A 15,522-nucleotide genomic window follows, 5' to 3' on the forward strand; every position below is an offset into this window, starting at 1 on the left:
GTGGCCGTGGATCAGCAGTCCCGGGCGGCTGCTGTCCTGGCCCTCGATGCGGGCGACGAGGCTGGCCCTCCCGTGCTCCGACTCGTGGATGACCGACGGGATGCCGACCTCGTCGAGCTTGTCGGCGACCCACTCCGCCGCCGTCCGCTCGCCCTTGCCGGTGGCGGTGTCCCCGGTGTTGGTCGTGTCGATGCGGATGAGGTCGGACAGCAGCTCCGCGACCTCGTCCTGGGCTCGGGCGAGGGGGGCGGGAGAGGTCTCGGACATGCCGACGATCGTGCCACCGGGGGTCTGCAGACCCTGGCCGAGGCTCGGTTATGCTGGCTCCGGCGCTCGCGAGAGCGGCTCACCTGTCCGGGTGGCGGAATGGCAGACGCGCTAGCTTGAGGTGCTAGTGCCCTTTATCGGGCGTGGGGGTTCAAGTCCCCCCTCGGACACCAGCCGGAACCCCGGTCGCCGCGGCGACCGGGGTTCCGCCTTTTCCGGGCCACTTCACTCCCGCAGGCCGCATGGGGAATCAGCGTTCACCTGACCCTCCCCGGCCCCATCTGACGCTTCCCGCACCTTCCTGGCGGGCGTACGGCCGAAAGTCCCGCCGTCGGCCGCCCCTGCGCGAGGTTCCGCAAGTTTTCCGCGCGCCCCACGCGCGCCGGGAAACACCTGTTCCCCCGCTCCCCTCCCGAACGGGCCGCGCACAGCGCTTCCCTCCGGTTTTACAAGTCACTTGACTGGACCTTACAGACCTTGTTGACTAATTCCGGCACAGTCGGCCGCCGTGGAACGGCAGGCCGGACGGGCGACGGGGGCTGTCCGGTTCGGGACTTGACTGCTGCTCGACAACCCAGGTGACAAGAGGTGAAGCTCTGTGACGACCCAGGGAAGCCTGACGGCGGAGCACCGGCCGCAGACCGTGTCGAGAGTCACGCCGGGGCACCCGCAGCCGCTGGGCGCCACCGTCGACGGCGACGGCGTGAACTTCTCGATCTTCTCGGAGCATGCGACCCGCGTCGATCTGCTGCTGTTCGACCGCTGTGACGCGCCCCAGCCGTCCCGGGTGATCCGGCTGCACCCGGAGCGGCACCGCAGTTTCCACTTCTGGCACTGCCATGTGGCCGGCCTCGGACCGGGGCAGGTGTACGCGTACCGGATCGACGGGCCCCGCAACACCCCGCACTCCGGGACCCGGTTCAACCACCGCAAGGTGCTGCTCGACCCGTACGCCCGGGCCAACATCAACACCCGCTGGGACCGCAGCCAGGCCCTCGGCACCGCGGACAACGTCGAGCACTCCATGCGCAGCCTGGTCGTCGATCTCGGCGACTACGACTGGGAGGGCGACCGGCCGCTGCGCATCCCGATGGCCGACACGGTCATCTACGAGATGCATGTGAAGGGCCTGACCGCCTCCCCCACCTCACGTACCGCGCACCCCGGCACCTTCTCGGCGGTGGTGGAGAAGATCCCCGAGCTGAAGCGGCTCGGCATCACCGCGGTGGAGCTGCTGCCGGTCTTCGACTTCGACGACACCCAGATCCTGCGCAACGGCCCCGACGGGACCCCGTTGCGCAACTACTGGGGCTACGACCCGTACGGCTTCTTCGCCCCGCACACCGGCTACTGCTCGGCGCCCCACCTGGCCGCGCACATCACCGAGTTCCGCGACATGGTCAAGGCGCTGCACAAGGCCGGTATCGAGGTCATCCTGGACGTGGTCTTCAACCACACCAGCGAGGGCAACGAGTACGGCCCGACGATCAGCTTCCGGGGCGCGGCGAACGAGGCGTACTACCACCTGTGGCCGCAGGACCGCAGCCGGTACATGGACTTCACCGGGTGCGGCAACGCGGTCAACGCCAATCACCCGATGGTCACGAAGTTCATCCTGGAGTGCCTGGAGTACTGGGTCACCGAGCACCATGTGGACGGGTTCCGGTTCGACCTCGCCTCGGAGATGTCCCGGGGGCCGATGGGCTACGAGATGGCGGTGCCGCCGTCGCTGTGGGCGATCGAGCTGTCCCAGGTGCTCGCCGAGACGAAGATCATCGCGGAGCCGTGGGACGGCGGCGGCCTCTACCAGGTGGGCCGGTTCCCGGGGAAGCGCTGGGCGCAGTGGAACGGGCCCTTCCGGGACGACGTACGGCGCTTCGTGCGCGGGGACGCGGGGCTGGTCGGGGAGATCGCCTCCCGGCTCGGCGGCTCGGCCGACCTGTTCTTCCCGCAGCAGGTGCTGCCCACCAACAGCATCAACTTCGTGACCTGCCACGACGGGTTCACCCTCAACGACCTGGTCAGTTACGACCACAAGCACAACCACACCAACGGCGAGGCCGACGCGGACGGGGCGCACGAGAACTTCAGCTGGAACTGCGGGGTCGAGGGGCCGACGGACTCCGAGGAGATCGAGCGGCTGCGGGTGCGGCAGATCAAGAACTTCCTCTCGATCCTGATGCTCAGCCGGGGTGTGCCGATGCTGCTCGCCGGTGACGAGTTCCGCAACACCCAGCACGGCAACAACAACGCCTACTGCCAGGACAACGAGACCTCCTGGCTGGACTGGGACCAGGCCGAGAAGGAGACGGAGATACGTTCCTTCACGGAACACGTGATCGGCCTGCGCAAACGGTTCCGTACCTTCCGCGAGCCGCGCTTCTTCACCGGCCGCCCGAACGAGCGGGGCCTGCCGGACGTCACCTGGCACGGCACCCGGCTGGAATGCCCCGGCTGGGACCACTCCGACGCCCGGGTCCTCGCCGCGACCTTCGGCGGCTTCGACGGCGACCCGGACCTGCATCTGATCCTCAACATGTACCACCTGGGCCTGGACTTCGAGCTGCCGGCCGTCGACGGCCGCCGCTGGTACCGGGTTCTGGACACGGCCTGCCCCGGGCCGCACGACCTGCTCGCCCCGGGCGACGAGGAGGCCGTCGACGGCCCCGTCTTCCACGCCCACGGCCGCAGTGTCGTGCTGCTCGTGGCCTTACCCGACGAGAAGGGCACGTGAGATGAGTACTGACGCCGACCGTCGTATCTACTCCGACACCCTCGCCGGCTACGTCACCTATTTCAGCCCCACCGAGCACCGTTTCGGGCTGCGCACCTCCGACGGCCGCGAGTACACCGTGCACCTCGCCCGCAACGTCGTCTCCCGGGTCGTACGCAATCTCGGGGACCCCTACCGTGACACCACCGGGCAGACCCGGGACATGCTGGGCTCCGGGCGGTTCCTGTTCGCCTACGGGATCTTCTACGAGTGGCCGGGCGGCAACCGGTTCGAGGCGAAGGAGATCACCTTCCCCGAGGAGAGCCGGGGCCAGTACGTCTTCGAGCACCCGAAGTGGTGGGTGCAGCAGGCCGCCGCGATCGCCGACTTCTATCTGCGCGGGCAGTTCCCCGACGGCAAGTACGACTGGCGCAACTACCGCACCCACCTCACCCTGGACGGCGCCCATCTGCCGGAGCACGCCGGGGACAACGTGCGCCAGGAGACCGACACCATCTCCCGGCTGGTCTACGGCCTGTCCACGGCGTATCTGCTGACCGGCGAGGACCGGTTCCTGGACGCGGCCGAGAGCGGCACCGAGTACCTGCGGCAGTACATGCGCGTGGACGACAAGCAGGACGGGATCGTCTACTGGTACCACGGGATGGACATCACCCCGACCGGGCGGCGCAAGGTCTTCGCCTCGGAGTTCGGTGACGACTTCGACGCCATCCCGATGTACGAGCAGATCTACGCGCTGGCCGGCCCCACCCAGACGTACCGCGTCACCGGAGATCCGCGGATCCTGGAGGACATCGACCGCACGGTCGCCCTCTTCCAGCGGTACTTCCGCGATGAGGAGCGCGGGGGCTTCTTCTCGCACATCGACCCGATCAACCTCAGCCCGTGCGACGACGCGCTCGGCCGCAACCGCTCGCGCAAGAACTGGAACTCCATCGGCGACCACGCCCCCGCCTATCTGATCAACGCCTATCTGGCCACCGGACGTGAGGACTTCGCCGCGCTCCTGGAGGAGACCGCGGACACCATCGTGGCGAGGTTCCCGGACGAGCCGGACAGCCCGTTCGTCCAGGAGCGCTTCCACGAGGACTGGACGCCGGACCGCACCTGGGGCTGGCAGCAGGACCGCGCCGTGGTCGGCCACAACCTGAAGATCGCCTGGAACCTGACCCGGATCCGGGCGCTGCACGACAAGCCGGAGTACGGCGAGCTGGCCCGCCGCATCGGCGAGATCATGCCGCCGGTCGGCAGCGACCAGCAGCGCGGCGGCTGGTACGACGTGGTGGAGCGGCGGCCCGACCCGGACAGCGGCATCCACCGGCTGGTCTGGCACGACCGCAAGGCCTGGTGGCAGCAGGAGCAGGCGATCCTCGCGTATCTGATCCTGGCGGGCACCTGCGGCGACCCCGAGTCGCTGCGGCTGGCGCGGGAGGCGGCGGCGTACTACAACGCCTTCTTCCTCGACCACCAGGACGGCGGCGTCTACTTCAACGTGCTGGCCGACGGCGTCCCGTACCTGGTGGGCACCGAGCGGTTCAAGGGCTCGCACTCCATGGCCGGCTACCACGCGCTGGAACTGTGCTACCTGGCCGCCGCCTACACCGGTCTGCTGATCAGCCACGAGCCGCTCACCCTGCACTTCCGGCCGCGGCCCGGGGATCTGCCGAACCGGGAGCTGCGGGTGGCGCCGGATCTGCTGCCGCCCGGCTCGGTGGAGCTGACCCGGGTGTGGGTCGAGGGCCGCCCGCACCACCACTTCGACGCCAAGGAGCTGACCGTCAGGCTCCCGGAGAGCGACGGGCCGCTGCGGGTGCGGGTGGAGCTGGAGCCGGTGCAGATGCGGCTGCGGATCCGCGGCGAGTTCGACGGCGGCACCGCGCACGTGCGGTGCGCCGGCGCGGTGGACGGCACCGAGCTGGAGAAGTTCCGCCGGGTGCTCGGCGAGGTCATGGCCGCCGGTCCGCGGCGGGTGGAGTTCCACCTCGGCGAGATCACCGAAATGTGCCGGCCCGCCGTCAACGAACTCCTCGTGCAGCGCACCAAGGCGGGTCTGGACGTCGACTTCGTCGTCGTCGGGTCCGTGCCGCCCGAGGTCCGCGAAGCCCTGCTGGCCACCGACGCCTTCGTCCTGGAAGGCGAGGAGGACTGAGACGCCGTGACCACCACCCTGCCTCCCCTGTACCGCACCACCGGAGCGGATCAGTCCGTGCCCGGGCCGCCGGCGGCCGGGACCCCGGCCGCGCCGGTGGACTTCGCCGCCTACTGCCAGGACCTCTTCGGCACCCTGGCCCGCTCCGACCAGCGACGCTGGGGTGAGGTGTACGTCCGGGGGCTGCTGGACGTGCCGGGCCGCAAGACCCCGGCCCGGATCTCCGAGCAGGTCCTGGGGCGCCGGGCGGTCCAGCAGATCCAGCAGTTCGTCAACCAGAGCCCGTGGCCGTGCGGCCCGGTGCGGCGGCGGCTCGCCGGGCAGCTGGACCAGGCCTTCGCCACCGAGGCCTGGTGCGTCGACGAGGTCGTCTTCGCCAAGAACGGCGACCGCTCGGTCGGGGTGGCGCGGCAGTACGCGCCGTCGCTGGAGCGCACCGTCAACTGCCAGCTGGCGCTGGCCACCTCCCTGGTGGGACGGCACGGCGGGGTCCCGGTGAGCTGGCGGCTGCTGCTGCCGCAGCGCTGGGACCGCGACGAGGACTTGCGCCGCCAGGCGCATCTGCCGGACGGGGAGCGCAGCCGCCCACGCTGGCGGTACGTCCTCGAAGCGGTCGACGAGATGCTGGAGGAGTGGTGCCTGGAGCCGCTGCCGGTGCTGGCCGACTGGCGCGGTGAGGGTGATGTGGCGCCGCTGCTGCGCGGCCTGGAGGCGCGCGGGCTGGCGTATCTGGTCGAGGTCTCGCCCACGGTCGCGGTGACCCTGCCGCGGCCGTGCGCCGGGTCCCCGCAGGGCAGCGGCACCCTGCTGGAGCTGGCCGTGCACGCCGCGCAGCACCGGGGGCGCACGCCGATCGCCTGGCAGGACCGGGCGACGGCGCGGATGCGGCAGTCGCAGGTGCTGTCCATGCCGGCGCTGCTGCAGTCCGAGGCCCAGCCGGCCGGTGCGGCGGGGCGCCCGGCCGAGTCCCGCCCGGCGCAGCGGCCCCGGCATCTGGTCACCGACTGGCCGTACGGCCGGCCCGCCCCGCGCGCCTACTGGCTGACCAATCTGCCGGCCCGCAATCTGACGGACGTGCTGCCGCTCGCCCAGTTGCGGGCGCTCTCCGGGCACAGTCTGAGCCGGATGCAGCGGGACTTCGGGCTGGCGGACTTCGAGGGCCGGTCGTTCCGCGGCTGGCACCATCACGTCACCCTCGCCTCGGTGGCGCTGGGCTTCGACGCCCTGTGCTCGCCCTACCGTTCCCAGCCGACGGCGCCGAAGTCGATGTCGCCGAGGCCGGGGACGCCGTAGTTGGCGAGGCCCTCGCGGACGGCGAGCACCTGGGGGCGCTGGTAGAGCAGGACGTCGTGGGCGAGTTCCCAGATCAGGGCGTCGGCCTGGCTGTAGAGCCGGGTCCGGCGCCCCGCGTCCAGGGTGCGGCCGGCCTCGCGCAGCAGGCCGTCGAGGCGGGGATCGGAGATCCTGCCGAAGTTGGCGTAGACCTGCTCGCCGTCGGTCGGCCGGTAGAAGGCGTGCAGATCGCTCGGGTAGGTCAGGCCGGTGTACCGGCAGATCACCAGGTCGAAGTTGCCCCGGTTCAGATACTGGGGGCCGTAGTCGTCGGCCGGGACCTTCTCGATCCGCACGTCGAATCCGGCCTGGCGCAGCATCTGCTGGATCAGCTGCGAGAGATCGAGGCCGAGCCGGTTGGTGGACTGACTGACGACGAAGCGCAGGGTCAGCGGCCGTCCGTCCTTGCTGCGCACCCCGTCCGCGCCGTCCCGGCGCCAGCCCCGGCGGTCGAGGATGCGTGCGGCCTCCTCCGGGTCGTGGGTGGACCCGGCGGAGTGGTCGGCGTATCCCGGCTGGTTGGTCATGAAGAAGTGGTTGCCGAGCAGGGGCACGCCGACCGGCAGGCCCTCGCCCGCGACGTCCGCGAGGGCCTGCCGGTCGATGGCCCGCAGTACGGCCCGGCGGACCTCGGGGTCGCGCAGGGGGCCGGCCGCGCCGTTGAGGACGACCTGGATCTGGTCCCAGGCGGAGCCGGTGCGGATGTCGGTGTCGCGGGCGTCGCGGAGCCGGTCGTACACATCGGCCGCGGCGGCGTTGACCGCGTCGATCTCCTGGTTCAGGAAGGCCTGGACGGCGGCGGTGGGGTCGAGGGTGCGGAAGACGACGCGGTCGAGACGGGGCCGGGTCCCCCACCAGCCGGGGTCGGGCACCAGGGTCAGTGTCCGCGCGGTGACGTCGCGTTCGCCGAGCCGGAAGGGTCCCGCGGTGACCGGCGCGCCGTCCTGCCAGCCCTCGTTGAACCGGTCGGGCGTGGCGAACGCGGCGGCCGGGTACAGCGGGGTGAACAGCCGCTGCCAGTCGGCGAACGGCTCCTCGAAGGTCACCCGCACCTCGTGGTCGCCGGCGCCCCGGCGCACCGAGGCGATGTCCTCGTAGCCGCTGGGATCGGCGATCCGGTAGCGGTCGTCGCCGCGGCCGAGCGCCCGCCACTGGGCGGCGAAGTCCCGCCAGCCGAGCGGTGTTCCGTCGGACCAGCGGGCCTCGGGATTGAGCCGGTAGGTGACGACGGTGCGCGGGGAGGTGGCGGTGACGGCGGCGGAGCGCAGGTAGTCGGGCACGGGGTGGGGCACGCCCTTGGCGTCCCGGGCGAACAGGCGGGGTTCGAGCATGCCGGAGATCGTCGACATCTCGTCGGTGGCGCCGTCGAGATGATGGACGTTGAACTGGGCCGGCCAGCGGTACAGCGGGAGGGTGAGGGTGCCGCCTTCCCGGAGCCGCGACGGCGGCCGGGGATTGACGTCGGTGCGGCCGTACGCCGGAACGGCCCGCTCGGGAGGCCTTCCGTCGGCGGAGGCATCCCGTTCCGGGGCGGCGGTGCAGCCGCCCAGCAGACCGGCCAGGACGGCCAGTGTCAGTACGGCTCCGGACAATCTGCTGCGGACCGCCCACCCCGTCATCGCGCTGCCCCCTCTTTGATGTGAAGCCATCTTCACCGAACCGCAGCGCCGTCGCCACAAATGCGAACACATCTTCAAAAGTGGGTGGGGAGCTTAACATTGGCGCGTTGTCACACTGACGAAGACGGACGCCCCGATGCTCACATCGTCGGCAATACGGCTGACACGCGCGCTCTTGTTACTTCTTGTTTCAACCTTCCTCTGCTATCTGCTGTCCTCCGCCACCCTCGATCCGCGGGCCTGGTTCGAGGAGCGCACTCCGCGTCCGCCCGCCGCCGTCGTCGACCGGCGGCTGGCCGAACTCGGGCTCGACGACCGGCAGCCGGTCGCCGAGCGGTTCGCCCGCTGGTCGTGGCGGGCTCTGCACGGGGACCTCGGCCGCACTCTCGACGGCACCCCGGTGAGCGCCGAGTTCGGCCGGCGAGCCGGCGTCACCGCGCGGCTGCTGCTGGTGGGCACCGTCGCGGGCACCGTCCTCGGGGTGCTGGCCGGGGTGTGGGCGGCCGTGCGGCGCGGGCGACCGCCGGACCGGGCGCTGACCGTCTTCTCCTTCGCCGTGCTGGCCGTGCCGCCCTTCGTCCTCGGGGTGCTGCTCCAGGCCGGGGCTCTCGCCGTCAACGACGCGGCGGGCCGGACCGTGATCCGCTACACGGGCGAGCGGACCCCCGGCCTCGAAGGCGGCCCGGTGACCCAACTCCGCGATGCTCTTGTCCACTTGGCGCTCCCCACCGTCTCCGTCGCGCTCGGCGCGATCGCGCTGTACAGCCGCTACCAGCGGGCGGCGACCCTGGACGTGCTCGGCGCGGAGCACCTGCGCACCGCGCTGGCGAAGGGGCTGACCCCGGGGCGGGCGCTGCTGCGGCACGGGCTGCGGATCTCGCTGATCCCGCTGGCCACCGTCTTCTCGTTCGGGTTCCTCGCCCTGTTCACGGGCGCGGTGTTCACGGAGCAGGTCTTCGGCTGGCACGGCATGGGCAGCTGGTTCGTCGACGCGGTGCACACCGGTGATGTGCACGCGGCCGTCGCCGTCGAGGTGTTCGCCGCCGCGCTGGTGCTCCTGGCCGGACTGCTGGGCGACGCGCTGCACCGGGCGCTCGATCCGAGGGTGCGGCGGGCGTGAGATCGGCGCGGGGGAAGGACGTACGGCGCCGGCTGGTGCGCTCGCCGGGCGCGGTGGCCGGTACGGCGCTGCTGCTCGGTCTGTTCCTCTTCGCGTACGCCGGTCCGCTGCTGGCGGGCTGGGGGTACGCCGACGTCGACTACCGGGCGCTGCACAGCCCGCCCGACGCGCGCCACTGGCTGGGCACCAACCGGATCGGCCAGGACGTGTTCGCCCGCAGCGCCCGGGGCCTGCAGAAGTCGCTGCTGGTGGGGACGCTGGCGGCGGCCGTGTCGACGGTGCTCGCGGCGGCCGTCGGGGTGTGCGCCGGTTACTTCGGGGGGTGGGCCGACCGGGTGCTGACGTTCTGCGTCGACCTCATGCTGGTGGTGCCGGCGTTCCTCGTCCTCATGGCCGTCGCGCCCCGGCTGCGCGCGGCCGGATGGCTCGCGTACGCCGGGCTGATCGCGGCCTTCGGCTGGATGATCACGGCGCGGGCGGTGCGGGCCATGACCCGGTCGCTGAGGGAGCGTCAGTTCGTCGTGGTGGCCCGGTACACGGGCGTCGCCCCGCTGGTGGTGATCCGGCGGCACATCCTGCCGCACCTGGCGTCCTTCCTGGTCACGGACGCGACGGTGACGGTCGCCGGGGCCGTGATCAGCGAGACCGGGCTGGCGTACTTCGGCTTCGGGGCGCAGCCGCCGGACGTGTCCCTGGGCACGCTGATCGCCGACGCGTCGGACGTGCCGACCACCTACCCGTGGATGTTCTGCGTCCCGGCCGGGCTGCTGGTGCTGCTGATCCTGGCGTTCCATCTGATCGGCGACGCGCTGTGCACGGCGCTCGACCCGGTGACGGCGCCCGCGGCCGTGCGGAGCGCGCCGTGACCGGCGCGGACGAGGCGCTGCTGACGGCCCGGGGGCTGCGGATCGAGCGGCCCGGGGACCGGCGCCGCCCGGCGCTGCCGCTGGTGCGCGGTGTGGACCTGGAGCTGCGGCGGGGCGAGGTGCTCGCGCTCGTGGGCGAGTCGGGCGCGGGCAAGAGCCTCACCGCGCTGGGGCTGCTCGGGCTCTGCCCGCCCGGGCTGCGGATGAGCGGGTCGGTGCGGCTGCTGGGGAGGGAGCTGACCGGTCTGCCGGCGCGGGAGCTGGCGGGGCTGCGGGGCCGGCGGATCGCGATCGTGTTCCAGGACGCGCTGACGGCGTTCACCCCGGTGCAGCGGGTCGGGGACCAGATCGGAGAGGCGCTGCGCATCCACCAGCGCCCGCGCCCCGGCCGGGCGGCGGCGCGACGGGCGGCGGCCGGGCTGCTGGACGCGGCCGGGGTGGCGGAGCCGGGGCGGGTCGCCGACGCCTATCCGCACCAGCTGTCGGGCGGTACCCGGCAGCGGGCGATGATCGCCATGGCGATGGCCAACCGGCCGGACGTCATCGTGGCCGACGAGCCCACCAGCGCCCTCGACGTCACCGTGCAGAAGCAGGTGCTGGCCGCGCTGGTGTCCGCGCGGCGGGCGACGGGGGCGGCGCTGCTGCTGGTCAGCCACGACCTGGGGGTGGTGGCGGGGGCGGCGGACCGGGTCGCGGTGATGTACGGCGGGCGGATCGTGGAGAGCGGTCCGGCCGTCGCGCTCTTCGCGCGGCCCCGGATGCCGTACACCAAGGGTCTGATCGGCTCGGTGCCCCGGATCGACACGGACGTGCCGCCCACGCCGATGCCGGGCGCTCCCCCCGCGCCCGGGGAGGTGGGTCCCGGGTGCGCGTTCGCGCCGCGCTGTCCGCTGGCGGAGGCGGAGTGCGGGGTCGCGGAGCCCGGACTCACCGGGGAGGACGGCCATGTGGCCGCCTGTCGTCGTGTCGGCGAGGCCGAGCGGCGTACGGCTGTGGAGCTGTTCCCCCCGGCACCGCACCGCCCGGCGTCCCGGGTGCGGGAGGCCGGGCGGGAGCCCGTGCTCAGGGTCAGCGGGCTCGCCAGGTCGTTCCCCGCGCCCCGGACCGGCCGGTGGCGGCGGGGCGGGGCGCGGGAGGTGCGCGCGGTGGAGCGCGTCGACCTGGAGATCGGGTACGGGGAGACGCTGGCCCTGGTCGGTGAGTCCGGGGCCGGGAAGTCCACCACGCTGCTGGAGGTGATCGCCCTGGCGGCGCCCCGGCACGGGAGGATCGAGCTCCTGGGCCGGGACGTCTCGGCACTCTCCCGCGGCGCGGCGCGGCGGTTGCGGGCCGCGGTGCAGTACGTGCCGCAGGACCCGATGTCGAGCCTGGATCCGCGGCTGCCGGTCGGTGACATCGTCGCCGAGCCGCTGCTGGTGCAGCGGTGGCCGGCGGACCGGGTGGCCGCGCGGGTGGCGGAGGTGCTGTGTCTGGTGGGTCTGCGGCCCGAGGACGCCGCCGCCTACCCGCACCGTTTCTCCGGCGGGCAGCGGCAGCGGATCGCCCTCGCCCGCGCGCTGGCCGTCGAGCCGGAGCTGCTGCTGCTCGACGAGCCGGTGTCCGCGCTGGATGTGTCGGTGCGGGCCGGGATTCTCGACCTGCTGCGCAGGCTGCGGGAGGATCCCGGGCCCGCGTGTCTGTTCGTGTCCCACGATCTGGGGGCGGTGCGGCACATCGCGGACCGGGTCGCGGTCCTGCACTCCGGTCGCGTGGTGGAGACCGGCGGGGTGCGCGAGGTGTTCGAGCGGCCGGGTCATCCGTACACCCGGGCTCTGCTGGCCGCCGTTCCGGTCCCGGATCCGGCGGCGGTCCCGGCGGGGCCCTCCGTGCCGCTGGGCGACCCGCACGCGGTCGGCGAGAGCGCGGCGGGGTGCCGGTTCCGGACATGTTGCCCGGTGTTCACACGGCTGGAGGGCGGGCAGCGGGTGCGCTGCGAGCGGGAGGTTCCGCTGATGGCGGATATATCCGCGGGCGGCGAACGGTCGGTCGCCTGTCATTTTCCGCTGGAGGCGTGAATCCCGGGCGAGCGTCGAGTGTCTGCTCCGGCACGCGGGAAGTCGGCTGCTCGTTCCTACACGCGGCAGCAGGTCCCGCCCGGGACGCTCACGACGGGGCTTTCCCGGTCGGAACCGGCTCCACCTGCCGCGACGTAGACCGATCCGATCAACACGCCGACGACAAAGAGGGTCACCACGAGAATTAGCAGCGTTTTACCTGTCACCGATTTTCCCCTTCCCACGAAAAGGCTCATTGACTTATATGGTCATGCGTCGCAACAGATCGAGTCAAGTTATTCCACGTAAAAGGTGATGCACCGGAATCGGAATTTCCCTTTCCCGGTCCTGGCATATGCGGACGGGGCGGAGCAGGGGCTTTTCTGTCAGTCGGCTCGCACATATCCAGCAACCCGTTGGCGTGGACCAGTCATGCTGGTATCGTGATCTATGACATCTCAAGTCATGCGCGCACACTGGGAAGCCATATGGATCACGTTGAAGGCGCATCTCCGATCCAGGTGGGCAAACGCATCCGAAACCTGCGGGTCAAGCTCGGCCTCAAGCAGCAGGACCTCGCTTCCACCGATATCTCCGCGAGCTACATCTCCCTCATCGAATCAGGGAAAAGGGTCCCCTCGGACGCGGTGCTGGCCACCCTCGCCAGGAAACTGGGGTGCTCCCCGGACCATCTCAGGACCGGCCATGACGATCACGTCCTGGAAGACATCCGGCTGAAGCTCTCCTTCGCCGAGATGGCGCTGCGCAACGGGGACAACGGGGCGGCGCTCCAGTCCTTCGGCGAGCTGCTGGCCAAGTCCGAGGTCCTCGACCGGAGGATGGAGCTGCGCGCTCGTATCGGCCAGGCCACCGCGCTGGAGAAACTCGACCGGATCGAGGCCGCGATCCCGGTGTTCGAGGAGTTGCTGAAGGATCCGGCGCTGGCCGCCGGCTCCGACGAGTGGTGCCGCGTCTCGGTCGCGCTCAGCCGCTGCTACCGCAACATGGGCGACATCGCCCTCAGCATCGAGATCGGGGAGCGGGCCATGACCACCCTCGACGAACTCGGTCTCGACGTCACCGTGGACCACATCCAGGTGGGATCGACCCTCATCGGCTCCTACTTCATGCGCGGTGACCTCACCCGCGCCCACCTGCTGGCGCAACGGCTCATTCCGGTGGCGGAAGAGCACGGCGGCCGGGCCGGACGAGGCGCCGTGTACTGGAACGCGGGCCTCGTCGCCCTCTCCCGGCGGCAGGTGCCGGAGGCGCTGGCCCTCACCGAGCGCGCCCTGGCGCTGATGGCCGACGACGACAACCTCCGGCACGTGGCCATACTCAAGACGAACGTCGCGTGGCTGCAACTTCAGTCCGACCACCCGGACCCGGAGCGGGCCCTGGAGCTCCTGGAGGACGCCGGGCGGACGCTCGCCGAGGTCGGCACCGGCGTCGAACAGGCCCGGTGCGAGATCTGCCTGATCGACGCGAACACCCACCTCGGCCGCTGGGACGAGGCCACCGCGCACGCCCGGCGCGCCATCGGGCTGCTCAGCTCGGGCCCGCGCGTCGAAGCCGTCGGCGCCCGGGTCAGGCTCGCCGAACTGCACCTGCTGCGCGGTGAGACGGAGGAGGGCCTGCAGGCACTGCACGCCGCCACCCGGCAGCTGCGGCACTTCACCCCGTCGTACGAGACGGCGCACGAGTGGCGCCACCTCGGTGACGTGTGGAAGCGCCACGGCCGCGCCAAGGAGGCGCTGGAGGCCTACGACCAGGCCCTGGTGGCCACCGGTATGCCGATGTCCTACGACCCGGCACGGTCTCTGGCCCGGCAGCGGGGCTAGGCCGTGTCCGGCCCGGTGTCCGGGCACACCGGGTCTCCCTCCCCCGTCGGTTGTCATCAGCGCGCCCGGCCCCCCGCCAGCCGGTGCACCGCGGCGAGCGGCACCGGCAGCCAGTGCGGCCGGTGCCGTGCCTCGTAGACGGCCTCGTACACCGCCCGGTCGGCCTCGAAGGCGGTCAGCTGGGCGGCCCGGCAGGCCGGGTCCTCGCCGCCGCCGGCGGCGTAACCGGCGCAGAAGGCACGGCGGTTGCGCAGGGCCCAGGCGCCGGCCCGGCGCAGTCGGCTCAGCTGCCGGCCGGGGCCGGTGTCCGCCTCGGCCGGCCCGTTCTCCGGGGCGGGCGAGAGCAGGGCCGCCCGGGCCGCGTAGTCGAACGAGCGCAGCATGCCGGCGACATCACGCAGCACCGGCTGGGGCAGGGCGCGTTCGGCGGCGGGGGTGGCCGGCTCCCCCTCGAAGTCGACGAGGTGCCAGTCGCCGTCGGCGTACAGGGCCTGGCCGAGGTGGAGGTCGCCGTGGACGCGCTGGGCGAGGACGGGGCAGCCCCGGGCGCCCAGCCTGCCGTACTCGTCGAAGAGCGCGGCGAGCCGGGAGCGGTGCCGGGCGAGCTGCGGCACCTCCGCGACCGCGGCGGTGAGCCGGCGTTTCATCCGGGCCGCGTCCGCGGCGACGTCCTCGGCGCTCAGCCGCACCCGGGGGAAGGCCCGGGCGAGCGCGCCGTGTGTCTCGGCGACGGCCTGGCCGAGCGCCTGGGCGTCCGGCGTGAAGCCGCCGGCGGGGCCGGTGTCCGGGCCGGTGTCCGGGTCCGCGGAGCCGGCGAGGTGGTCCCGGGCGTGGGCGACCGCGCGCTGCCAGCCGTCCTCGGCGCCGGGCAGGTACTCCTCGACCAGGCCGAGGGTGAGCCCGTCCAGGTGCAGCGAGCCGTGCAGCCGGGGGGTGCGCGGGCAGTTCTGGCCGGTGAGCGCGCGCAGTGCCTCGACCTCGGGATGCGGGCCGGGTTCGGGGCGGCGGTAGAGCTTCAGCAGCAGCCGGTCGCCGTAGACCACCGCGCTGTTGCTCTGGTCGACGGCCAGCGGGCGCGGGACCAGGCCCACCGGCAGCGGGTGCCGGCCGGCCGGGTCCAGGCGCAGGGGCCCCGCCCGGCGGCCGGCCAGGGCCCGCAGCAGGGCGCCCATCAGGGCAGGGTCGGCCACCGCGTCGTAGAGCCGCTGTCCGGCCCACGGCCCGTACGGGACCGTGCCGATGGCGGCGGGCTCCAGGCGCCGGGGCAGTTCGCCGCGGACGCCGAGCAGCAGCTGGTAGGCGGTGCCGGAGCCGGTCTCGACGACGGCGACGAGGAGGTCGGGCCGGCCCTCGCCGCCGATCACCGTGACCCCGGCCGGACGCAGGGCGCTCATGGTGGTGCCCTGGTACCAGCGACGGGTCGCCAGCCAGGGGGTGAGGATCGGGAGCAGCGGGCGGAGCAGCGTCTCGGCGCGGTGGTGTCCCGGCTCCGCCGCGCGCGGGGTGGCGCGCGCCGGGCGGCGCGCGCCGTCGACCGTGGCCCCGGGGCGGGTCACGGCGC

9 protein-coding genes, 1 tRNA gene and 1 pseudogene are annotated in these 15,522 nt (G+C 72.5%); 8 read left to right on the plus strand and 3 right to left on the minus strand.

From position 1 onward, the window contains the following. Window positions 1–267: pseudogene (locus VE614_RS20500) on the minus strand (hypothetical protein); the annotation flags it as partial. Between the two features lie 85 nt (window positions 268–352). Between VE614_RS20500 and VE614_RS20505 the strand changes: the two are divergent. From VE614_RS20505 to VE614_RS20520, 4 genes are all read left to right on the plus strand, one after another. After that, a tRNA-Leu gene (locus VE614_RS20505) sits at window positions 353–440 on the plus strand. Window positions 441–865: 425 nt separating this feature from the next. After that, window positions 866–3,001, plus strand: coding sequence for a glycogen debranching protein GlgX (gene glgX, locus VE614_RS20510; RefSeq protein ID WP_324938900.1), 2,136 nt, complete (start codon window positions 866–868; stop codon window positions 2,999–3,001). Window position 3,002: 1 nt separating this feature from the next. Then, window positions 3,003–5,150, plus strand: a complete 2,148-nt coding sequence (locus VE614_RS20515) for an AGE family epimerase/isomerase (protein WP_324938903.1) — start codon at window positions 3,003–3,005, stop codon at window positions 5,148–5,150. Between the two features lie 57 nt (window positions 5,151–5,207). After that, window positions 5,208–6,443, plus strand: coding sequence for an IS701 family transposase (locus VE614_RS20520; protein ID WP_422664567.1), 1,236 nt, complete (start codon window positions 5,208–5,210; stop codon window positions 6,441–6,443). Here the strand turns inward: VE614_RS20520 and VE614_RS20525 are convergent. Continuing rightward, window positions 6,386–8,101, minus strand: coding sequence for an ABC transporter family substrate-binding protein (locus tag VE614_RS20525; protein ID WP_324938908.1), 1,716 nt, complete (start codon window positions 8,099–8,101; stop codon window positions 6,386–6,388). The two genes, VE614_RS20520 and VE614_RS20525, sit on opposite strands and share 58 nt — an antisense overlap. 136 nt (window positions 8,102–8,237) lie before the next feature. Here VE614_RS20525 and VE614_RS20530 point away from each other — a divergent pair, with 136 nt between their 5' ends. The 4 genes from VE614_RS20530 (at window position 8,238) to VE614_RS20545 (ending at window position 13,961) form a co-directional block, all read left to right on the plus strand. After that, on the plus strand, window positions 8,238–9,221 hold the full coding sequence (locus tag VE614_RS20530) for an ABC transporter permease (protein ID WP_324938911.1): 984 nt from the start codon (window positions 8,238–8,240) through the stop codon (window positions 9,219–9,221). Continuing rightward, window positions 9,218–10,087: an ABC transporter permease gene (locus VE614_RS20535; protein WP_324938913.1), complete on the plus strand. Its 870-nt coding sequence runs from the start codon at window positions 9,218–9,220 to the stop codon at window positions 10,085–10,087. The genes VE614_RS20530 and VE614_RS20535 overlap by 4 nt, the downstream gene beginning before the upstream one ends. After that, window positions 10,084–12,141, plus strand: coding sequence for a dipeptide ABC transporter ATP-binding protein (locus VE614_RS20540; RefSeq protein ID WP_414719618.1), 2,058 nt, complete (start codon window positions 10,084–10,086; stop codon window positions 12,139–12,141). Before VE614_RS20535 ends, VE614_RS20540 begins: the two co-directional genes overlap by 4 nt. Before the next feature lie 500 nt (window positions 12,142–12,641). Beyond that, window positions 12,642–13,961: a helix-turn-helix domain-containing protein gene (locus tag VE614_RS20545; RefSeq protein WP_324938916.1), complete on the plus strand. Its 1,320-nt coding sequence runs from the start codon at window positions 12,642–12,644 to the stop codon at window positions 13,959–13,961. A 56-nt stretch (window positions 13,962–14,017) separates the two neighbouring features. Here the strand turns inward: VE614_RS20545 and VE614_RS20550 are convergent, their stop codons facing one another. Continuing rightward, entirely contained in the window at window positions 14,018–15,517 is a 1,500-nt protein-coding gene (locus tag VE614_RS20550) for a maltokinase N-terminal cap-like domain-containing protein (RefSeq protein ID WP_324938919.1), read from the minus strand. Window positions 15,518–15,522 lie beyond the last annotated feature (5 nt).

The sequence above is a fragment of the Streptomyces sp. genome, from assembly GCF_035645055.1.
In the GTDB taxonomy this organism is placed as follows: Bacteria; Actinomycetota; Actinomycetes; order Streptomycetales; family Streptomycetaceae; genus Streptomyces.